At 60.5% G+C, this 21,215-nt stretch carries 18 protein-coding genes and 1 tRNA gene; 8 read left to right on the top strand and 11 right to left on the bottom strand.

Going from position 1 to position 21,215, the window contains the following annotated elements; translation table 11 throughout:
- Window positions 1-21: 21 nt before the first annotated feature.
- Together ACSBLW_RS12675 and ACSBLW_RS12670 are read right to left on the bottom strand one after the other, a co-directional pair.
- Window positions 22-783: a 3-keto-5-aminohexanoate cleavage protein gene (locus ACSBLW_RS12675; protein WP_435256983.1), complete on the bottom strand. Its 762-nt coding sequence runs from the start codon at window positions 781-783 to the stop codon at window positions 22-24.
- Window positions 780-2,117: an aspartate aminotransferase family protein gene (locus ACSBLW_RS12670; RefSeq protein WP_435256982.1), complete on the bottom strand. Its 1,338-nt coding sequence runs from the start codon at window positions 2,115-2,117 to the stop codon at window positions 780-782. Before ACSBLW_RS12670 ends, ACSBLW_RS12675 begins: the two co-directional genes overlap by 4 nt.
- A 71-nt stretch (window positions 2,118-2,188) precedes the next feature.
- On the opposite strand from ACSBLW_RS12670, the gene ACSBLW_RS12665 reads away from it, so the two are divergent.
- Window positions 2,189-3,199, top strand: coding sequence for a C45 family autoproteolytic acyltransferase/hydolase (locus ACSBLW_RS12665; protein WP_435256981.1), 1,011 nt, complete (start codon window positions 2,189-2,191; stop codon window positions 3,197-3,199).
- 59 nt (window positions 3,200-3,258) lie between these two features.
- On the opposite strand, the gene ubiG is transcribed toward ACSBLW_RS12665, so the two are convergent.
- Window positions 3,259-3,999 (bottom strand): bifunctional 2-polyprenyl-6-hydroxyphenol methylase/3-demethylubiquinol 3-O-methyltransferase UbiG, encoded by a 741-nt coding sequence (gene ubiG, locus ACSBLW_RS12660; protein ID WP_435256980.1) that lies wholly within the window; start codon window positions 3,997-3,999, stop codon window positions 3,259-3,261.
- Between the two features lie 57 nt (window positions 4,000-4,056).
- Between ubiG and pip the strand changes: the two genes are divergently transcribed.
- The gene (gene pip / locus ACSBLW_RS12655; RefSeq protein ID WP_435256979.1) at window positions 4,057-5,025 is read left to right on the top strand and encodes a prolyl aminopeptidase; all 969 of its coding nucleotides are present in this window, start codon (window positions 4,057-4,059) and stop codon (window positions 5,023-5,025) included.
- A complete protein-coding gene (locus tag ACSBLW_RS12650; protein WP_435256978.1) occupies window positions 5,025-5,999 on the top strand; it encodes a LysR family transcriptional regulator in 975 nt (324 codons plus the stop codon). Before pip ends, ACSBLW_RS12650 begins: the two co-directional genes overlap by 1 nt.
- A gap of 6 nt (window positions 6,000-6,005) precedes the next feature.
- Here ACSBLW_RS12650 and ACSBLW_RS12645 read toward each other — a convergent pair whose 3' ends face one another.
- The 3 genes from ACSBLW_RS12645 to hisD form a co-directional block, all read right to left on the bottom strand.
- The gene (locus tag ACSBLW_RS12645) at window positions 6,006-6,671 is read right to left on the bottom strand and encodes an aspartate/glutamate racemase family protein (protein WP_435256977.1); all 666 of its coding nucleotides are present in this window, start codon (window positions 6,669-6,671) and stop codon (window positions 6,006-6,008) included.
- A gap of 7 nt (window positions 6,672-6,678) precedes the next feature.
- The gene (locus ACSBLW_RS12640) at window positions 6,679-7,680 is read right to left on the bottom strand and encodes a D-cysteine desulfhydrase (protein ID WP_435256976.1); all 1,002 of its coding nucleotides are present in this window, start codon (window positions 7,678-7,680) and stop codon (window positions 6,679-6,681) included.
- A gap of 134 nt (window positions 7,681-7,814) precedes the next feature.
- Window positions 7,815-9,119 carry a histidinol dehydrogenase gene (gene hisD, locus ACSBLW_RS12635; RefSeq protein ID WP_435256975.1) on the bottom strand — a complete coding sequence of 435 codons (1,305 nt, stop codon included), beginning with the start codon at window positions 9,117-9,119 and terminating at the stop codon, window positions 7,815-7,817.
- Window positions 9,120-9,380: 261 nt separating this feature from the next.
- On the opposite strand from hisD, the gene ACSBLW_RS12630 reads away from it, so the two are divergent.
- Window positions 9,381-11,786, top strand: coding sequence for a DEAD/DEAH box helicase (locus ACSBLW_RS12630; RefSeq protein WP_435256974.1), 2,406 nt, complete (start codon window positions 9,381-9,383; stop codon window positions 11,784-11,786).
- 49 nt (window positions 11,787-11,835) lie between these two features.
- On the opposite strand, the gene ACSBLW_RS12625 is transcribed toward ACSBLW_RS12630, so the two are convergent.
- The 3 genes from ACSBLW_RS12625 to ACSBLW_RS12615 form a co-directional block, all read right to left on the bottom strand.
- Entirely contained in the window at window positions 11,836-12,612 is a 777-nt protein-coding gene (locus ACSBLW_RS12625) for a 3'(2'),5'-bisphosphate nucleotidase CysQ (protein ID WP_435256973.1), read from the bottom strand.
- Window positions 12,599-13,939, bottom strand: a complete 1,341-nt coding sequence (locus tag ACSBLW_RS12620; protein ID WP_435256972.1) for a TldD/PmbA family protein — start codon at window positions 13,937-13,939, stop codon at window positions 12,599-12,601. Before ACSBLW_RS12620 ends, ACSBLW_RS12625 begins: the two co-directional genes overlap by 14 nt.
- Before the next feature lie 107 nt (window positions 13,940-14,046).
- Window positions 14,047-15,543 (bottom strand): DUF2125 domain-containing protein, encoded by a 1,497-nt coding sequence (locus ACSBLW_RS12615; RefSeq protein WP_435256971.1) that lies wholly within the window; start codon window positions 15,541-15,543, stop codon window positions 14,047-14,049.
- Between the two features lie 117 nt (window positions 15,544-15,660).
- Between ACSBLW_RS12615 and ACSBLW_RS12610 the strand changes: the two genes are divergently transcribed.
- Both ACSBLW_RS12610 and ACSBLW_RS12605 read left to right on the top strand, forming a co-directional pair.
- Window positions 15,661-16,407, top strand: a complete 747-nt coding sequence (locus tag ACSBLW_RS12610; RefSeq protein WP_435256970.1) for an SDR family oxidoreductase — start codon at window positions 15,661-15,663, stop codon at window positions 16,405-16,407.
- Window positions 16,404-17,012 (top strand): enoyl-CoA hydratase/isomerase family protein, encoded by a 609-nt coding sequence (locus tag ACSBLW_RS12605; RefSeq protein WP_435256969.1) that lies wholly within the window; start codon window positions 16,404-16,406, stop codon window positions 17,010-17,012. Before ACSBLW_RS12610 ends, ACSBLW_RS12605 begins: the two co-directional genes overlap by 4 nt.
- Window positions 17,013-17,017: 5 nt before the next feature.
- On the opposite strand, the gene ACSBLW_RS12600 is transcribed toward ACSBLW_RS12605, so the two are convergent.
- Window positions 17,018-18,052, bottom strand: a complete 1,035-nt coding sequence (locus tag ACSBLW_RS12600; RefSeq protein ID WP_435256968.1) for a LacI family DNA-binding transcriptional regulator — start codon at window positions 18,050-18,052, stop codon at window positions 17,018-17,020.
- Between the two features lie 265 nt (window positions 18,053-18,317).
- Between ACSBLW_RS12600 and ACSBLW_RS12595 the strand changes: the two genes are divergently transcribed.
- A tRNA-Arg gene (locus ACSBLW_RS12595) sits at window positions 18,318-18,394 on the top strand.
- Between the two features lie 139 nt (window positions 18,395-18,533).
- Window positions 18,534-18,677 carry a hypothetical protein gene (locus tag ACSBLW_RS12590; protein ID WP_435256967.1) on the top strand — a complete coding sequence of 48 codons (144 nt, stop codon included), beginning with the start codon at window positions 18,534-18,536 and terminating at the stop codon, window positions 18,675-18,677.
- Window positions 18,678-18,749: 72 nt separating this feature from the next.
- Here the strand turns inward: ACSBLW_RS12590 and gyrB are convergent, their stop codons facing one another.
- Window positions 18,750-21,200: a DNA topoisomerase (ATP-hydrolyzing) subunit B gene (gene gyrB / locus ACSBLW_RS12585; RefSeq protein ID WP_435256966.1), complete on the bottom strand. Its 2,451-nt coding sequence runs from the start codon at window positions 21,198-21,200 to the stop codon at window positions 18,750-18,752.
- Between the last annotated feature and the right edge of the window lie 15 nt (window positions 21,201-21,215).

Below are 21,215 nucleotides of genomic sequence, written 5' to 3'. Positions count from 1 at the left end.
CATAAGTCGGCCAACCCGTCCTTAGCGGTCCAAAGCCCATCGCAAACGGGTTACACGCTCGGCATTGTCTTTTGCCACGCTGCCATCGGCATTCAACAGGTTGTTCTCGAACCCCACCCGGACCTTGCCCCCCGACCGCACCGCGTGCCTCAGGCAATCGGTTTCCGCCGCACCAAAGGCGCAGACCGCCCAATCCGCCTTCAAGTCCCGCACCATTTGCCGCACGATAGGGCCGTTCAGATCAGAGGGCACCGTCTCATACCCCGGCCTATAGCGGCCCAGAACATGCAGCAGCGACAAAGGCCGCTCCGGGATGACGCCTTCCGCAATCAAATCGGCCAGCCAATCCACCTCTTTCGCATCGTAAAGGATGTGCTGGACCTCGATCCCAGCCTCTTGCGACCCGTGGTAAAACGCCCGCGCAGAAGCCTTTTCCCCCGACATCATCTCGCGCAGGGCCACAGACACGGCTTTCGGCTGAACCTCCCGCACCACCTGCCGCTGCTCGTCCGGGGTGAACTTGCCAATCGCCTCGGTGGTGATCTGGGCATAAAACCCCGGCAGAACCGCCTCCAATTCGGTCAGGAATTCGCAATACAGCCCCGCATCCAGCACATGCTGCCCTTCGGTGTCCCGCACATGGGCATGAATGCCATCCGCCCCGGCCTTGGCACAGGCCACCGCTGTCTCGATCAGTTCCGAAACAGTCTCTGGTATGGCTGGATGATCAGATTTCCGCTTGAACGCCCCATTCGGCGCCACCATGATGTTCGGCAGCGTCATGCCGTGGCCTTGCTGACGGCAACCCCAATGGCGTGGGTCAGCTTGCCCACCACTTCCCCCACCTGCGCTGGACTAGTGATGAAGGGCGGCGCCAGAAGCACATGATCGCCCCGCTGACCATCAATCGTGCCGCCCATCGGATAGCAGATCAGACCCGCCTCAAAGGCCGCGGACTTCACCACCTTGTTCACCCCCAGCTTCGGATCAAACGGCTCTTTCGTCGCCCGGTCGGCCACCAGTTCAATGCCCCGGAACAAACCGCGCCCGCGAATATCGCCCACATTCGGGTGCTGGCCCAAAGCCGCCCGCAAGGCCGCGTCCAATTCCGCGCCCCGCGCAAGCACATCGGCCAACAGCCCACGGTTCAAAATAGCTGAAACCACAGCCTTTGCCGCCGCTGCCGCCACCGGATGGCCCATATAGGTATGCCCGTGCTGAAAAAAGCCCGACCCATCCCGCACCGCGTCATAGATCCGGCCCTGACACAACATCGCGCCAATCGGCTGATAGCCCGCACCCAAGCCCTTTGCGATGCACAGAATATCGGGCACCACGCCGTCTTCGGCACAGGCGAACAGATGCCCCGTCCGCCCCATGCCGCACATCACCTCATCGGCGATGAACAAGACGCCATAGCGATCACAAATCTCGCGCACCTTGGCCAGATAGCCCGGCACCGCTGGCACCGCCCCCATCGTTGCGCCCACGATCGGTTCGGCCACAAAGGCCATCACCGTCTCTGGCCCCAAGCGCAGGATTTCCGATTCCAGTTCCCCGGCAACCCGCAGCCCATAGGCATGCAGCCCTTCGCCCTCTTCGCGGCCCCGATAGTCATAGCAGGGCGCGATATGGCTCACCTCAACCAGCAGCGGCGCGAATTGCGCCCGCCGCCACGCATTTCCGCCCGTGGCCAAGGCCCCCAGCGTATTGCCATGATAGCTTTGCCGCCGCGCAATGATCCGCCGCCGCTCGGGCTGTCCGATTTCAAGGTAGTACTGCCGCGCCAGCTTCAGCGCCGCTTCCACCGCTTCGGACCCGCCAGAGACCAGATAGACCCGGTCGATCCCCTCTGGCGCATGGGCCACCAAAAGGTCGGCAAGTTCCTCGGCGGCGTCGCTGGTGAAAAAACCGGTATGGGCAAAGGCGATCTTATCCACCTGCGCATGAATGGCTGCCCGCACTTCGGCATCCGAATGCCCAAGGCAAGACACCGCCGCCCCGCCAGACCCATCGAAATAGCGTTTGCCCGCAGCATCGACGATATAGCATCCATCACCCGAAACCGCTGCTGGAAGGCTTCCTTTGGTGCTGCGTCCAAAGATGTGGTTTGGCATTGGCTTTTCCCCCGGTCTTGGCTCTAATCAAAGGCGATCCAACACCTGATTGCAACCAATCCGGAGCTCGAATGCCCCCCGCACTGACTCGGCTGACGCTTTCAGGTTCCCCCGAAAAACTTGGGATTGGTCTTGGCTTGGCGGGAAAAGAGGCGGTCCAACGTTTCCTTGTGCCTCATCCACTTTGGGCGATGGTGAACAGTCCCGACCAATCCGCCAAAGTCGGGCTGATGGTAGCGAACACACAGGCCCGTTTCCCGCGCATCTGGGACGAGCTACAGGGAATGGCGCAGGGGCTTGATCTGCCCGTGATGCAGGTATTCGCTTGGAACTGCCGGGGCGATCTATTGGCCGGCGTGCCCGATGGCTGCACCACGGTCATGGTCCCCGGCCAGACCCAGACACTTGCCCATAACGAAGACGGCTTTCCCTTCTTGCGCGGGCATTGCTTTCTTGCGGAACTGCGCCCCGAAGGCGAACCAAGCCTGACCAGCTTCGCCTATCCGGGGTCCATTCCGGGGCATACCTTTGCCATGAACGGGGCAGGTCTGGTGCAAACCGTCAACAACATCCGGCTGACTGGCGTCACCGCCACCATTTCGCGCATGGTCTTGGGGCGTGCTGTCTTGTCCTGCAAGACGCTGGATCAGGCGGTTCAGGTCTTGGAACAGGGCACCCAATCTGGCGGGTTCCACTTTGCCTTGGCGCAAGCGGGCGATTCTCGTCTCCTCAGCGTCGAATTCGGCAAAGGCGGGCTTTCGGTCAAAACACTGGATCAGCCGCACGCCCATGCCAACCATGCGCTCCACCTCTCCGCCCCGGATCAGATCATCACCGACAGCAGCGCCCACCGCCAAGCACGCGCCGATGCCCTATTGGCCGCTGGCACCGAACCGCTGGCCATCCTGCAAGATGCCTCTGGCCCCGGTCTGCCGATCCGCCGCGACGCCGCCGACGACCCGGATGACGAAAATACCATCGCCACATTGGTCGCCCGGATTGGCCCCGAAACAGTCGATTGGGTCGTTCATCCGCATCAAGGCCCGGTGATTTCAGGCCAAATTGTGCCCCACAGACTGTGACCACGCAAAAACCACGGCCAGCATACGGGAAAACCACGCATAGCACACGCCGCTCAACCTCAGCGTTTAAGGCTCGCGGTCACATAGTTGACGCTCAGATCGCGTGAGGAAATCGACCACGACCAGCTGATCGGATTGAACACCATTCCCTTGCGATCGACCGGGTCCAATCCCGCTTTGCGGATCAGATCGTAAAGCTCATCAGGCGTGATGAATTTCTTCCAGTCATGCGTGCCTTTGGGCAACCACCGCATGATGTGTTCGGCCCCAACAATCGCCATCATGAACGACTTGGGATTGCGGTTCAGCGTCGAACAGATCATCAGCCCACCGGGTTTCAACAGCTTTTGGCAGGCCGTCAGATAGGCCAAGGGGTCGGCCACATGCTCGACCACCTCCATATTCAACACCACGTCGAACTGTTCGCCCTTGGCGGCAAGATCTTCCGCCGTGGTGTGGCGATAATCAATGTCCAAACCGGATTGGCGGGCATGCACCTGCGCCACCGGAATATTGCGCGCCGCCGCATCCGCCCCAACCACATCGGCCCCCAGCCGCGCCATCGGTTCAGACAAAAGCCCGCCACCGCAGCCAATATCCAAAATCCGCAACCCCTTGAAGGCATTCGGTGTTTTCTGATCGCGGTCAAACTCGGCCGCGATCTGGCTCGTGATGTAATCCAGTCGGCAGGGGTTCATCAGGTGAAGCGGCTTGAACTTGCCGTTCGGGTCCCACCACTCGGCGGCCATCGCTTCGAACTTTGCCACCTCGGCAGGATCTACGGTTGTTTGCTGATCCATCTATTTTCCTTCCGAATGCCCTTGGGAGCGGGGCTTTCCAAGGTATATAGTGCGATTATGGACCAGAGATCAGGCCAAAAGCGCGCAGTTGAATTTCTTTACCCGCCGATCGACCCGTTCGATCAGCGGATGATCGACATGGGGGATGGTCATCGCATCTTTGTCGAACAATGCGGACGTCGGGATGGCATCCCCGTTCTTGTTCTGCATGGCGGTCCGGGCGGTGGTTGCAGCCCTGCCATGCGCCGCTATTTTGATCCCTCGGTGTACCGGGTTGTCTTGTTCGACCAACGCGGCTGTGGACGGTCCCAGCCCCATGCCAGCGTCGAAAACAACACAACATGGCATCTTGTCGAAGATATTGAAATAATTAGAAAAAGTCTTGGAATCGACCGGTTCATCCTGTTTGGGGGAAGCTGGGGGGCAACCTTGGCACTGGTCTACGCGATCACCCATCCAGACCGTGTGACCAGCCTTGCCTTGCGGGGCGTCTTCCTGATGACTCGGGCCGAACTGGACTGGTTCTATGGCGGCGGGGCAGGGGCGTTCTACCCAGACCTGTGGGCCCGGTTTACCACCCCGATCCCCGAAGACGAACGACACGACCTGATTGCCGCCTATCATCGGCGTCTTTTCAGCGGCAATCTCATGGAAGAATCCCGCTTTGGCCGGATTTGGGCCAATTGGGAAAATGCACTGGCAAGCGTCCATTATGACGGATTTATCGGTGAATCCCCAAGCGACTATGCCCGCGCCTTTTCGCGTCTGGAAAACCACTACTTCCAAAATGCCGGGTTTCTGGATTCCGATGGCTGGATCCTTAAGGAAAAGCACAATATCAAACATCTTCCGGCGACCATCGTTCAGGGGCGGTTCGACATGATCTGCCCACCCATATCGGCCCATCGTCTGGCGCAAGACTGGCCCAAGTGCCATTTGCGGATGGTCCCGCTGGCTGGTCATGCCTTGTCCGAACCGGGAATATCAGAGGCGTTGGTACATGTTATGGACAGTTTGCGCCCCTGATGACTGACGACGCCAAAACCCCCGAACTCACCCTGCGCGGTTTACGCGTTTTTATCGCCTTAGAGGAAACTGGTTCTGTCATTGGTGCCGCGACCCGTATTGGCGGATCGCCCTCGGGCGTTTCGCAGCACATCACCGCCTTGGAACAGGCCGTTGGCGCGAAACTCTTTGATCGCAAGGCCAAACCCGTGACACTGACACCGGCGGGCCAATCGCTCAGCCGTCATGCCCATCGGATCCTCTCTGCAGTCTCCGAGGCGCAGACAGACCTTGCCGAACTCAGCCTTTCGGCCCTTCCCCAGTTGAATTTGGCGATCATCGACGATCTGGATGCATCCTTGACCCCGGTCTTGGTCTCGGCTGTCCAACAGCGGATGCCACGCTGTTTTGTTCACGCGGTTTCGGGCCGGTCAGATCAGGTCGTGGAATGGCTGGAAGATCGCGCTTCGGACATCGGCGTCAGCGCCTTGGCGCCCGAGGGGATGGGTTATCAAATCCTGCCGATCCTGCGCGAAAACTTTGTCTTGGTCGCGGCAAAAGGGGCCATCACCTCCGACCCGCGGGCTGCCTTGGATAAACTGCCTTTCGTGCAATATTCCGAAACCCTTCCCATTGGTCAGAAGATCGCGCGTCATCTTCGAAGGGTCCGCCTGAACCCGGATCGCCGCTTCGCGCTAGAGGCCACGCGATCGGTTCTGGCCATGGTCGTGCAAACCGGCGGCTGGACACTGACAACCCCGTTGAACCTGATGGACGCCGAAAGGTTTCTGCCACAGCTGGATATCCTGCCGCTTCCCTTTGCCGGGGAAACGCGACGGGTATCGCTGATCGCAAGGGAAGGCGAACTCGGCAATCTGCCAGAAAACTTGGCCCGAGACTGCCGGATCATTGCCAAGGCCCGTTTGGTGCCGCGATTCAATCTGCTTGCACCCAATTTGGCCGGTGCCATCGAAGTGCTTTCCGAAGACGACTGACGCGACTTAGCCCTTGGCGAAATCCACAATCTCGCGCACCAGACAGTCAAGGCTGTCGGTCCAAAGCCCGTCAGGCAAGTCGTCCGTCAAAAGCGAAAGCTCCGTGCAGGCCACCAGCAGGTGATCGCAGCTTTGCAGCAAATCCTCGCCAATTCGCTGAAACTCGGCCCGTGATCCGCTCTGAACCTGTCCGGCCTTGACCTGCCGGATCAGCGAGAGAACCGGCGCTTCATCCTTTGGCCAGACAATTTGGACGCCAGCGTCTTGAAAGACGCGGTCAAAGGCACGCGTCATCCGCACGGCCGGAGAGGCCAGCATCCCGATCCGCCCCACAGGCAAGACGCGCGCGGTTGCAGCCCTCATATCCAGAAAGGGAAGGGTGCTGGCGGCAAGGATCTGGGGCGCATAGGCATGGGCCGTATTGCAGGGCATGGCCAAGGCCAATGCCCCCGCGGCTTCCAGATCCTGCGCCATCTGGGCCAGAACCGGGCCAGGGTCGTCGCCCACCCCCTCGATCAACCGCTTGATGCGGCTGGGCACGCCCGGGTTCTGGTGCACGATCAGGGGGATGTGGTCGGCGTCATCCTTGGCGTCCACGGCCCGCAACACCTTTTGCATCAAAAGGATCGTCGCCTCCGGCCCCATGCCACCAAGGATGCCTACTGTCTTCATTCCGCGACTAGGGCTTTGGAAGGACATGGGTATAGCCCGTCAGGCCAATCGCACCGCCGGTATGCAGGAAAACCACCCGCTCGCCCTTCTTGAAATGCCCCTTGCGGATCAGGTCGATCAGCCCCGCCGCCCCTTTGCCCGAATAGACCGGGTCCAGAAGGATCGCCTCTTGCTTGGCAAAAAGATCAATCGCTTCCAGCGTGCTTTCTGCCGGAATACCATAGCCCTGACCGATATAGTCGCAATTCGCGACCACATCTGCACGTTTCACAACGCCCTGCACCCCCAGCTTTTCTTCGGTCGCTTGGGCCAGTTTAAAGACATTTTCTTCCTGCTTTTCCTTTGGCGCCCGCACCCCGATCCCCAACAGGGGCAGTTGCGCGTTCAGGGCCTTCAGCCCGACAATCAACCCGGCATGCGTTCCCGCCGACCCGGTTGCCGTCACCATATGGTCAAAGGCAATCCCGCGATCGACCATCTGGCCCAAAAGCTCCAGCGCGCAGTTCACATAGCCCAAGGCCCCGGTCGCATTCGACCCGCCCCCCGGAATGGCATAGGGCTTGCGGCCCTTGGCCCGGAACTGTTCAGTCACCGCCAGCAATTCCGCGTTCATGTCCAACCCCGGACCGCGATGCTCGATGGTTGCGCCGTGCAATACATCGAGCAGGACGTTTCCGTTCGACCGATAGTTCGGCTCGTTGTATCCGGTCCGGTCTTCCAGAATGATATGGCAATCAAGCCCCAGTTTCGCTGCCGCCGCCGCTGTCTGCCGGGCGTGGTTCGACTGAGTCGCCCCCTGCGTCAGCACCATGTCCGCGCCCTGTTCCAGCGCCTCGGCCATCAGGAATTCCAGCTTGCGCGTCTTGTTGCCCCCGGTCGAAAGCCCGGTGCAGTCATCGCGCTTGATCCAGAGTTCCGGCCCGCCCAACAGGGCAGAAAGCCGGGGCATTGGTTCTAATGGCGTCGGCAGGTGGCCAAGGCGGATACGGGGGAAACGGGACAGGTGCATGGTCAGTTCCTTCGGTCTTTCTGGGGCATCTGTCTGCCCTTTATCTTGGCTCAAATATCCCACGGGGGAGAGAGATTGGCCCCGCCAATCTCTCCGGGGGTGTGAAACCCCCGCTCTTCTGCACCCTACGCAATTCAGCGAAGGGGGGCGAATTTTTCCAGCCTTATGTCGGCTGTCCGCGCATGGCCCTCCATGCCCTCGAACCGGCTTATGCTGGCGGTGACAGCGGCAAGTCGCGGCAAGGCGCGGTCATCCACACGCTGCCATGTCACGGTTTTCAGAAACTTGTGAACAGACAAGCCGCCCGTATAGCGGGCTGCGCCACTGGTTGGCAGCACATGGTTCGTGCCTGCCGCCTTGTCGCCAAAGGCCACGGTCGATTCCGCGCCGAGGAACAAGGACCCATAAGCGCGCAGCCGGGCCTTCCACCAGTCCAAGTCTGCTGCCTGAACATGCAGATGTTCCGGCGCGATCCGGTCAGCCTGCTGGGCCATCTCTTCACGATCCGCACAAAGGATGATCTCTCCCAACCCGTCCCACGCTGCCCTTGCCGCACTTCGGTTCGGTTCCGGCAGTTCGTCGGCAAAAATCGGGGCCAGTCGGGCGACTTCGCGCGCAAGGTCGGGTGAATCGGTCACCAGCCAGACCGGGGAATTGGCCCCATGTTCAGCTTGACCAATCAAATCCCACGCCACGACCCTAGGGTCGGCTGTGTGATCTGCCAACACAAGCGAATCTGTCGGCCCTGCCACCATGTCGATGCCCACGCGGCCATACAACAGGCGCTTTGCTTCGGCGACATACTGATTTCCCGGCCCCACAAGAATATCAGAAGCTGCCAGACCAAACAGGCCAAAGGCCATAGCGGCAACACCTTGAATGCCCCCCAAGGCCAACACCCGATCCGCCCCGCAAAGCCGCAGGGTGTAAAGGATCGCATCCGGAACGCCGGCCGGCGCATCTGGGCGTGGCGGAGAGACTGCGGCCACATGCGGCACGCCCGCAACCTTTGCGGTTGTCACCGTCATCATGGCGCTCGCGATATGGCTGTAACGCCCTCCCGGCACATAGCACCCTGCCGCCTGAACAGGGATCAGCCGCTGACCGGCAATCAGCCCCGGACGCAACTCGACCTCGGTTTCATGCAGGGAATCGCGCTGGGCCTGCGCAAATCTGGCGATGTTTTCCTGTGCCCAGGCAATATCATCTTTCAGCTTTTGCGGCACCCGCGCACAGGCTGCGTCAATCGCCGCCTCGCTGATGACGATTTCCCCTTCAAAGCGGTCCAGCTCTCGCGCCATCCGCTGCGCAACGGCTTCGCCACCTGCTTCCAGCTCGGCCAAAAGCTTAGCAACGGTGCTGGTCAAGGCGCGGTCAGCGTCTTCGGATCGCGCCGCGGCGCGCTTGATGAAATCAGGGGCAGACGTAAGGACGGTCATTGGGCCTCCGGTCACGAATTGACCATCTTGTCAGCCGACGCGACCCGTCTCGGCAATCGAAATGGCCAAGGTTCAAGAAAATGGAAGAACCCGATTGCAGGGGGTAAATCCGAAACCCCCTATACAGCTTGGCCCCTTTGCTTTATGCGGCCCCAGTACGGCGCGAGATTCCGCAGCCCGGGCGAGGAGGCCCGGCCAAGGGGATGGGTGGTGCCGTCAGGCTTCACGGGTGCAGATGGCACCCCCTTTGGGAAAGATACCATGAACGACATGAACTTGGCCGCGCCCTTGGCGCAGGCCTTGGCCGACAAGGGCTATGAAAACCTCACCTCCGTCCAGACCGCTGTTCTGGCCGAAGGGCTGGAGGGCCGCGACCTTCTGGTTTCGGCGCAAACCGGGTCGGGCAAGACCGTGGCCTTTGGCCTTGCGATTGCGCCGGAAGTCTTGGGCAACCAGAGCCAACTGCTTTACGCGGACAAGCCGATTGCCCTGATCGTGGCCCCGACGCGCGAATTGGCGTTGCAGGTCAAGCGTGAATTTGACTGGCTGTATCAGGTCGCCGGGGCCAATCTGGCCTCTTGCGTGGGCGGCATGGACTACCGCACCGAACGCCGGGCGCTGGAACGTGGCGCGCACATCGTTGTCGGTACCCCCGGCCGTCTGCGTGACCATATCGAGCGCGGCTCGCTGGATCTTTCGGAATGCCGTGCGGTTGTTCTGGACGAAGCCGACGAGATGCTGGATCTGGGCTTTGCCGAGGATCTGGAATTCATCCTGTCGGCCGCCCCCGAAGACCGCCGCACCCTTATGTTTTCGGCCACCGTTCCGAAAGAGATTGAAAAGCTGGCCGCCAGCTTCCAGCGCGATGCAATGCGTATCGTGGCGAAAGGTGAATCGCGCCAGCACGTCGATATCGAATACCGGGCCTTGTCGGTTGCACAGCGCGACAAGGAGCACGCGATCTTCAACCTTCTGCGCTTCTACGAGGCGCAGACGGCCATCGTGTTCTGCAAGACGCGCGTGAACGTGAACCACTTGTTTGCCCGCATGGTCAACCGTGGCTTCCAGGTCGTGGCACTGTCTGGTGAACTCAGCCAGACCGAGCGGATGCATGCGCTTCAAGCGCTGCGTGATGGCCGTGCACGGGTCTGTATTGCCACCGACGTTGCCGCCCGTGGGATCGACCTTCCCGGCCTTGAACTTGTGGTTCATGCCGATCTTCCATCGAATTCCGAAACGCTTCTCCACCGTTCGGGCCGTACGGGCCGCGCAGGAAACAAGGGTGTTTCGGCGCTGATCGTGGTGCCTTCGGAATTCAAGAAGGCCAACCGTCTGCTCCAGGGCGCGAAAGTCACGCCCGAATGGGCCAAGGCTCCAAGTGCCGAAGAAGTTCAGGAAAAAGACGATCAGCGTCTGCTGGATCACCCATCGCTGGCAGAAGGTGTGGGCGAAGAAGGCGATATGGCAACGGCGCTTCTTGACAAGTTCGGGGCCGAAACCGTTGCCGCGGCCTTTATCCGCCAGTGGCGCACCAACCGCTCCGCGCCGGAAGTCCTTTCTGACAGCTTGCCGCCACCGGCCCCACTGCCACAGCGTGAACGTGGGGAATTCGGCCCGTCCGTCTGGTTCTCGGTCTCGGTCGGCCATTCCGGTCGCGCCGAGGCGCGGTGGCTGTTGCCCAAGATCTGTGATGCGGGCGCAATTGCCAAAGACGGCATCGGTGCAATCCGCGTCAAGCAGGACGAAACCTTTGTTCAGATCGCAGCCCCCTTGGCCGAACGCTTTGGGGCGACGGTTGAACTGGACCGTGATCTGATCATGACCCGTATGGAAGGTGAGCCTGATCTGGAACGTCCCGCCCGTCCGGCCCGCGCACCGCGTCCCGAGCGCGATGACCGTCCGAAGCCAGCCTATGCCAAAAAGCCATCGCGTTTTGTCGATGAGGATGACGCTGGCGAAGCGGCACCGGCGGCGGAGCGCAAGCCCTATGCCAAGCGGGAAGATGCTGATCGCAAGCCTTACGCAAAGCGCGAGGATGGCGACCGTAAACCTTACGCCAAACGTGAAGACGGCGACCGTAAACCCTATGCGCGGCGCGAAGACGGCGATCGCAAGCCCTATGGCAAGCGCGAAGATGGCCCGCGGAAACCCTATGCTCCTCGCGAAGACGGGGACCGCAAGCCTTGGGCAAAGCGCGAGGATGGGGACCGTAAACCTTACGCAAAGCGTGAGGATGGCGACCGCAAACCCTATGCCAAGCGTGAAGACGGTGATGCCCCACGCAAGGCCCGCTGGTCGCCCGATGACCGTGCGGAAAAAGGTGGCTTCAAATCTGCCGGCTTCAAAAGCCACGGTGGCAGCCCCGACAAACCTGCGCGGTCGTCTGGCTTCAAAAGCCACAAGTCCGAAGGCCCAACAGAGCGTCCACGCCGCAGTGAAGGCGGTGACGAAAAGCGGACCTATGCGCCGAAGGGCGATGATGCCCGCCCCTTCGCAAAGCGCGAAGGTGGAAAATACAGCGGTAAGCCTGCCGGAAAGTCCGCCGGTTTCAAAAGCCACGGCGCCGAGAGCAAAAAGCCCTTTGCCGCGAAAGGGGCTCCAGCAAAACCCAAAGGCGATGCGCGCGACACCTCAAAACGTTTTGTTCCGCCAAAGGGCAAACGCTGAATAAGGAAAGGCCGGGATCGCAAGACCCCGGCCTGTTTCGTTCACGCGATTACCGCCCCAAACGCTGCATCAGGTCTGTATGAATGCCCGGTGCCGTCGACACGACGCCCGCCGTTTGCGCCGTGGGCGAGTTGAATCGCAGGCTTTCCCCGAACCGGTCCGACACCCGCGCCCCGGCGCAAGCGCAGATCAATGCGCCAGCCGCAATGTCCCATTCCCATGTCGGACGGAACGTCAGCATGCCATCATACCGGCCCTCGGCGGCCAGACACAGCCGATAGGCCAGCGAGGTGCGGAAGCTGCGTTGCAGGTCCGGCACGCCGCCCGGCCAGTAATCCGGCGCCATGTTCGCCTTGGTCGCCAAGACATGCGCCCCGGCCAGATGGGCGCGCTGAGAGGCGCGAATAGCCACCCCGTCCCGATAGGCCAAACCACCTTTTACGCCGGTATAGAGCCTGTTTTTCGCGGGAAGCAGCACCGCGCCTGCGACCACCTCCCCCGCTTCGGCTACGGCAACTGAGATGGCAAAGTTGGTTTCTCCGGCAATATAGGCCCGTGTGCCGTCTATGGGATCAACGATGAACAGGCGCTCTTTCGTCAGGCGTTCGGCATCGTCCGGCGTCTCTTCGGACAGCCAGCCGTAATCTGGCCGGGCCGCGCGAAGTTTGTCCTTCAGATAGGCATTCACGGCAAGGTCAGCCTCGGTGACGGGGCCGTGTTCGCCGCCCTTGTCCCAGACCTTCGGGTTCGCGCCAAAGAACCGCATGGCAATAAGGCCTGCCTCGGCAATCACCTCGGTCAAAAGGGCAAGATCACGCGCCGGCAAGGGTCATCCCATCAATCAAAAGCGATGGCACGCGTGTCGACAGATGCGCCCGCGCATCGTTTGCCGCAACGATCCGCATCAGCATATCCCGCAGATTGCCCGCGATGGTGCATTCGTTCACCGGGTGGCTGATCTGCCCGTTCTGCACCCAGAACCCGGCCGCGCCCCGCGAATAATCCCCTGTCGTCGGGTTGATCGTAGACCCGATCATCGAGGTCACCAAAAGCCCCGTTCCCATCTGGGCGATCAGGTCGTCCCGCGTCAGGGCGCCCGGCGTCAGGTCGATGTTCGATGTGGCGGGCGATGGCGGAGAAGAGACCCCCCGCGCGGCATTGGCGGTCGAGGCCATGCCCAACTTACGCCCTGTGGCCAGATCCAGCGTCCAGCCGGTCAGCACGCCGTTTTCCACAATCGCCCGGCGCTTGGTGGGCAGGCCCTCACCATCAAACGGGCGGCTTGCCGAAATGCGCGGGCGATGCGGGTCTTCGATCACGCTAAAACCCGCAGGCAGCACCTGTTGGCCAAGCGCATCGCGCAGCCAAGTGGCCCCACGCGCAACGGCAGCCCCGTTTGCCGCTGACAGCAGGTGGCCAATCAGGCTAGAGGCCACACGTTCATCGAACAGCACGGGAAATGTCCCGGTCTTTGGCTTTGTCGCCCCCGCGCGCTGCAAGGCGCGTTCTGCGGCCAGTTGGCCGATGCCCTTGGCACCGGGCATATCCGCGGCGAATGTCCGGCCTTCGGCAGCCCAATCCCGCTCCATCGCGGTGCCTTCGCCAGTAAAGGCCACAGCAGAAAGCGAATGAGAGGTGCGGCCATAGCCCCCCGAAAACCCGTTGGTCGCCGCCAGATGCATGGCGCGCCGGGAATATGCGCCCGAGGCTTCGACCTGACGAATTCCGTCGACAGCCATTGCCGCGCTTTCGACGTCGCGGGCCGCTGCCTCCAGCTCTGCTGCTGTCGGTTCCGCCCCCGGATCGGTCATTTCAAAAGCGGCCAAATCCCAATCGCGGGCGATCTGGCTTTCATCGGCCAGACCGACATAGGGGTCTGACGGCGCTTCCTTGGCCATCGCAACAGCCCGTTCCGCCAAAGTGCGGATCGTCGTATCGGAAATATCCGAAGCCGAGACGCAAGCCTGCCGCCCGCCGATCAGCACGCGCAGACCAATCTCTGTGCCTTCCGACCGTTCCGCCGTTTCCAGCTTGCCCTGACGAATGTCGATGGCAAGCGACGTGCCTGCAACGGCCAAGGCGTCAGCGGACTCCGCCCCTGCTTTTTTGGCAGCATCAAGCAGGGCATCGGTCAGTCGGGCAAGGTCGGTCATCAAAGCATCCTCTTCCTTTGGGATCGAGGTAAAGCCTCGCCCCTCAGGGTGCAAGATAGGACAGGGTCCACAGAGCCAACCATGGCCCCAAACTGCAGGCTTTGCCCTTACTTCAGGCGTTGGCCATTCGCATAGAAACCCTTGTCCTTGAATTCGAGTGTCGAATTCAGGACATCTTCGCCCTCTCCGGGCTTGGTGAACATGGCCAGCATCATCCGTATTCCCATGGCCTCTTCGCCAGCCACCAATCCCAGATCGACCAATTTGTTCAGCAGGCCATTTCCACCTGTCACCGTCACGTCAACCGTGCCGGTGGGCGCGGGCACCCCGTCAAAGGTCGTCAGGTCAGAGTTGTCAAAGGTGACGTCCGCCTTGCCGCTCAGTTCAGCGCCAACAGCCCGAACCAAGAGTTCGGTCAAGGTCAGCGCATGGATCTCACCGGGCGGCACGTCGCCCAAGGCGTCCATTCCCTCTTCGTCAAAAAGGTCTGTCGTCAACCGGGCCTTGCCCTTCGCGTCGATGATGACAGTTGCCGGATCGCGCGGGAAAGCGCCAGCCGGGTCAACGATGCCCCAAAGTTCCGGCGAAACGGCAAAATCGACAAAGCGCGTCACATAAGTGAAATCCTTGGGCGCATCGCTGGCCATAACCGGCAGTAAGAGGTCAAACGCCACCTCTGCATAGCTGAGTGTCAATTCTGGAAAGGGGATGTCCCCGCCCGAGACGATCCAACTTCCACCCTTGGCCCCTGCACCATAACGCAGATTGTCCGCAGACAGCCCAAATGAAAAGTCAGAGCTTTGCGTTGCCGCCTTGATGCTTGTGGCCTTACCTTCTTCCGTCACTTTCAGGTCAAGATCAGATGGACCCGAAGAAAATGACAGGTCGAACTTCAGTCCAGATTTCAAGGCATCGGAAAGATCCACCATCGGTTCCAGCCCGATGAATGTTCCGCTTCCAGAGAAGGTCATGTTTTCGCTTTTTGCCGTCGCGGTGAACGGGGTTTCCGGGTCACTGCCGGTGATGGCAACATTCAAGTCAGACAAGGCCATCGAGGTCTCGCCCTCGGTGATCTCGCCTTTGCTTTTCACCAGATAAGTCCCGGAAATTGCCGAGGCATCGGCCCTGATGTCGGCCACCGCCTTGCCATCCTCCAGCGCCTCCATTGTCAAGGAAAACGTCGGAATCTCATAGGCATAGTGCGTCTCTTCCGGTGTGCCCGTGGCAATGACCTTTAGACCGGGTTCAAGGATCGTTGCATTGACGGCCTGCTTTGCCCCGTCTTCGCCCGGAAAATTCATCGCCATCTTGTAGGTGTCCGAGGCCGTCACCTCGACCGATCCATCGCCAAGATCGCGGAACCGCATTTCCTCTACGGTGCCGTTAAACTCCGCCCCATCTTCGCTCATGAAGGTTTTGACGCCCTTGGCCACCAAGGTATCGCCATCACGGGCCACACTGTCCGCGGTCAGCGCCTGACCATAAGCGGCGGAGACGCGCTGCCAATTCTGCCAGACGTCTTCGGGCGTCACCTCTGCCGATACCGTTGATGCGCCAAATGCACCAACCGTCACAAAGATTGGCGCCTGCTGCCACCGTGCCATAAAAACCTCCTACGAAAATCTTGGAACCATCCTCTTCCCGCCCGCTATGACGGTCAAGGGTTTCCGTTTTCCCCTTCCTTGCGCTAAGCCTATGGCAAATCAGGAAGGAGCGGGATCATGGACGCAAAAGTGGTGGCGATTACCGGGGCAAGCCGTGGCATCGGCGCGGCAGCAGCGCGCGAATTTGCCTCGGCCGGATGGCGCGTTGCTCTGATGGCCCGCAGCGAAAAGGATATCGCCTCGATTGCTGAAGAGATTGGCGAAGCGGCAATGGCCCTGCGGTGCGATGTGGCAGATTTCACCAGTGTTCAGGCCGCCTTGCAAACTGTCGTGGCCCGATGGGGAAGACTGGACGCGCTGATCAACAATGCGGGCGTCATCGACCCGATTGCCCGAATCGAAGACGCCGATCCCGAGGCATGGGGCAAGGCCATCGACATCAATCTGAAAGGCGTACTCTATGGAATGCGTGCGGCCCTTCCGCAAATGAAAGCGCAGGGTGGCGGCACAATCATCACCGTCAGTTCCGGTGCCGCGCATAACCCGCTGGAAGGCTGGAGCAGCTATTGCAGCGCCAAGGCCGGTGCGGCCATGCTGACCCGCGCCGCCCATCTGGAGGAAGGCGCGAACGGCCTGCGGATCATGGGCCTGTCGCCCGGAACGGTGGCGACGGAAATGCAGGTCAAGATCAAGGCCAGCGGCATCAACCCGGTCAGCCAGCTTGATCCGGCAGTGCATATCCCTGCCGAATGGCCTGCCAAATGTCTGCTGTGGATGTGTGGTCCGGGCGGGGATGATTGGCTGGGCAAGGAAATCAGCCTGCGCGACGAAGGCATTCGTCGCGCCATTGGGGTGATCCAATGATCGAAACGCAGTTCGATGATGGCTTGTTGACCCTGATCCTCAATCGTCCTGACAAGGCCAATTCCTTGACCAAGGCGATGCTGGAAGAGCTCGATACCGCGATCGCAACCGCCAAGGACGCACGGGTGGTCCTCTTGACCGGGGCGGGGAAGGTCTTCTCTGCCGGGGCGGATCTGGATGAGGCGCGTGCGGGTCTTGCGACGGATGGGGTCTGGGAGCGGCTGTCAGGTCGCATCGCGGCCTTGCCCTGCCTGACCATTGCCGCCCTGAACGGCACATTAGCGGGCGGCGCGATGGGAATGGCTCTGGCCTGCGACATCCGGCTTGCCGTGCCAACGGCAAAATTCTTTTACCCGGTCATGAAACTGGGCTTCCTGCCGCAACCCTCTGACCCGGCACGCATGGCCGCCCTGATCGGCCCCGCCCGGGCCAAGATGATCCTGATGTCCGGTCAAAAGATCGAGGCTGACGAGGCCCTGTCCTGGGGTCTGATCGACCGGATCGTCGCCCCGGAAGATCTGCTGATGCAGGCCCGCACTCTGGCCAGCGACAGTCTAGCCGCCAAAGCAAGCCACGTCGCCGGAATCAAGGCGCTGGTGCGATAGTCGGCTCAGGCTTTGCGGATGGTGTCGCCCAGATCAATGGTCGGGGTCATTTCAATGATCTCGCCCCCGATCACGCCACCCGGACGCTTGCCCGCGATGATTTCGGCAGCAGCACGACCGATTTCCAGACGGCAGGCATCCATCGTGGCCAACCGGCGCGGCAAGCCATCCAGCAATTCCACCCCGTTGAACCCGGCAAGACCCACTTTTCCGGGCACATCAATGCCCTTGTCCAGACAGTAAAGCAGCCCGCCCGCCCCAATCATATCGTTGGAATAATACAGGAAATCGACATCCGGCGTGCGGCTTAGCACGGCTTCGGTCATCTCTCGCCCCTTCAACAGGGCGGACCCACCGGAATAAAATTCCCGGTCAGCCAAGACCAATCCAGCCTTCGCCAAGGCGTCTTCAAAACCCGCAAGCCGCTTTTTGGCTCGGTGATCGTTGGGCATTTGTGTGCCAAGAAAAGCGATCCGGCGATAGCCCGCCGCAATGATCGCCTCGGCCATTTGCCGACCCGCCCGCCGATGCGAAATTCCAACCGCCGAATCGATAGGCGTGCCGTCCACATCCATGATCTCGACAATCGGCACACCGGCCTGTGCCAACATGGCAAGGCTGGCTTCGCTATGTTCAAGCCCGGCAAGGATCAGCCCCGAGGGGCGCCAGCTGAGCATCTCATACAGCACGGATTCTTCGCGCTCCGGCAGATAGTTCGTCACGCCGACGACGGGCTGAAGCCCGGTGTCTTCCAAGACATCAGAAACGCCGGTCAGAACTTCTGGAAAGACCATGTTGGACAAAGACGGGATGATCACACCCACCAGATTGACACGCTGGCTAGCCAAGGCCCCGGCAATCTTGTTCGGCACATAGCCAAGCGCCCGCGCTGCCTCAAGCACCTTCTCCCGTGTGGATTCGCTCACATCCCCGCGATTTCGCAGCACCCGGCTGACCGTCATCTCACTGACGCCCGAGGCCTCTGATACATCGCGCAGGGTCAGCGGGCGGCGTGGGTCTTGCATGGGGGGCTTTGCCATGGGGCGCTTGGGCCTTTTATCCAGTCACTCTCAAAATTCTTGTTAGCGCCAAAGACTCCCCTTGTCCAAGCTAAGTTTTTGGCTTATTGTTACCGCTAACAGCCGCCAAATGGCGGATGGCGATATCCAAAGCGTCCTGCAAGCTCTCAACCCAGACGCAATGGACCTACAGGGGGAGTGGTGGGCCAAAATTCACTCCCCCTTTTCCATTTTCAGACCGGTCTCGCTTGAAGTGGCGCAAAATTTTGCCCATGAAAGGCAAAGTGGTCCCGTGGCTCAACTGGATAGAGCAGCCCCCTCCTAAGGGGCAGGTTACAGGTTCAAGTCCTGTCGGGATCACCATTACTCTCCGAAGCCGGACATTGCATCTGTCGCAAATCCTTAGATGAAAGATCGTGCTCCGAAGCCGCCCGTTCACTTGGCTGTAAGCATCGCCGGTTAAAGCATCTCGAACTGTGACTGCGATGACGAGAAGCATCATATGACGATCTGTCTTTCAACGGCCGAGGCGATTGCCTCGGTGATCCCGCCGCATGTCCGGGCAATCGCAAGGGCTGTGAACTTCCAGCCGAAAGCCCGCCGCTTGCCTGACCTTCTACAAGAGTTGGGGCAGCGCCTGCACTAGCATGGTTACGCTTTGAGAGGTCATGGCGCAAAGCAACCAACCAAAGAAAAGGGCGCCGTTTGGCGCCCTTTATCAGAAGTCCAGGTTTTCCACGCTGAGCGCGTTTTGCTGGATGAATTCGCGCCGGGGTTCCACGACGTCGCCCATCAGCTTGGTAAAAATGTCATCAGCCTCGGCCAGATCGTCGATCTTCACCTGCAACAGCGTGCGGGCCTCTGGGTCCAGCGTGGTCTCCCAAAGCTGTTCCGGGTTCATTTCGCCCAAGCCTTTGTAGCGCTGTAGCGAAAGCCCTTTTTCGCCCTCGGCCAAGATCGACTTCAACAGGTCAATCGGGCCATGCACCATCTGCTCGCGGTCCTTGCGAACCAGTCGGGCCGGGTCGCGGTAGACGTCCCGGTGCTGGCCTGCCACTTGGCTCAGGCGGCGGGCTTCACCCGACCGAAGAACCGCGCCATCCAGCGTCCGCAACTCTTCCACCCCGCGCAGAACGCGGCTCAGACGAATGCCATGATCTTGCGTAATACGGCCCGTCCAGCCGCGCTCATATTCCAGCGCGACCATATCCAGACGCCGCGCCACGGTGTCTGCGACAAGCTGCAAGTCATCATCGGCACGGCCCGGATCAAATGCACCAGCCAAAGCCGCCTGCTCCAGAATCGCGCGCGGGTAATGCGTCGGGAAGGCATCCAGAACACGGCGGAACTGCCGTGCGCCCTCAATCACGCGGGCCAGATCGGCCCCGGCAATCTCTTCGCCCGACTTCAGTTTCAGCACCGCGCCTTCAACGCCCATTTCGATCAGATAGTCGTCCAGCGCCGCCTGATCCTTCAGGTAAACTTCTGATTTACCACGAGAAACCTTATACAACGGTGGCTGCGCGATATACAGGTATCCGCCCTCGATCAGTTCCGGCATCTGCCGGAAGAAGAAGGTCAAAAGCAGCGTCCGGATATGCGCGCCGTCCACGTCGGCGTCCGTCATGATGACGATCTTGTGGTAGCGCAGCTTCTTGATGTCGAACTCGTCCCGCCCGATCCCCGTGCCAAGCGCGGTGATCAGCGTCCCGATTTCCTGACTGCCCAGCATCCGGTCAAACCGGGCGCGTTCCACGTTCAGGATCTTGCCCCGCAGCGGCAGAACAGCCTGATTGCTCCGGCTACGGCCCTGCTTGGCCGACCCACCAGCCGAGTCACCCTCGACAAGGAAGACCTCAGACTTCGCCGGATCGCGTTCCTGACAATCGGCCAGCTTTCCAGGCAGGCTCGCCACATCCAGCGCCGTCTTGCGGCGGGTCAGTTCGCGGGCCTTGCGGGCCGCTTCCCGCGCCAAAGCGGCCTCGATGATCTTGCCCACAATGATCTTGGCATTGGCCGGGTTCTCTTCGAACCACTCGGCCAGCTTTTCATTCACCAAATTCTCGACCGCCGGACGCACTTCCGAGGACACCAGTTTGTCCTTCGTCTGGCTGGAAAACTTCGGATCCGGCACCTTGACCGACAAGACGCAGGTCAAACCTTCCCGCGCATCATCCCCGGTGAAATCCACCTTTTCCTTTTTCGCAATGCCGCTGGTCTGGGCATAGCTGTTGATCGTCCGCGTCAGTGCCCCCCGGAAGCCCGCCAAATGGGTGCCGCCATCGCGCTGCGGAATGTTGTTGGTAAAGGGCAGGACTGTCTCGTGATAGGTGTCGTTCCACCACATCGCGATTTCGACGCCAATCCCGTTCTTTTCGCCCACCATATAAATCGGCTCGGCCATAACCGAGGTCTTGGAGCGGTCCAGATATTTGACGAATTCCTTGACCCCGCCCTCATAGAATAGCTCGGACTTCAAGGATTCCGCAGGGCGTTCATCCTCGATGATGATCCGCACGCCGGAATTCAGGAAAGCCAGTTCCCGCAGACGGGTTTCCAGCGTCTTGAAGCTGTATTCCAGATTCGAGAAGGTTCCGTCAGTCCGGTTCGTCTTTGCACTGGCCATAAAGCGCACTTCGGTGCCCTTTTGCCCCGGTGCATCGCCCACTTCGCGGACATGTTCGACCGTTTCGCCATTTTCGAAGCGGGCGTAATATTCCTTGTCATTGCGCCAGACGCGCAACTCCAGCCAATCCGACAGGGCGTTCACAACAGACACGCCCACGCCATGCAAACCGCCCGAAACCTTATAGGCATTGCCGCTGTCATCGGTGTTGTTGAACTTCCCGCCTGCGTGCAACTGGGTCATGATGACCTCGGCCGCCGACACGCCCTCTTCGGCATGCATATCCACCGGAATGCCGCGCCCGTTATCGCGCACCGAAACGCTAGAATCGGCGTGAATTTTCACGGTGACAGCCGTCGCATGGCCCGCCAGCGCCTCGTCGATCCCGTTATCGACAACCTCATAGACCATGTGGTGCAAACCACTGCCATCATCGGTGTCGCCGATATACATGCCGGGGCGTTTGCGAACAGCCTCCAACCCCTTGAGAACTTTGATGGAATCCGCGCCATACTCGGCGGGTTTCTTGGCTTCTTCGGCCATGTGTTCTGCACCCTT

Origin of the sequence: Thioclava sp. FR2 (assembly GCF_051200875.1) — a bacterium.
GTDB lineage: Bacteria > Pseudomonadota > Alphaproteobacteria > Rhodobacterales > Rhodobacteraceae > Pseudotabrizicola.
The sequence above is the reverse complement of the archived record's forward strand: the minus strand, read 5'-3'. Positions and strand labels throughout refer to the sequence as shown.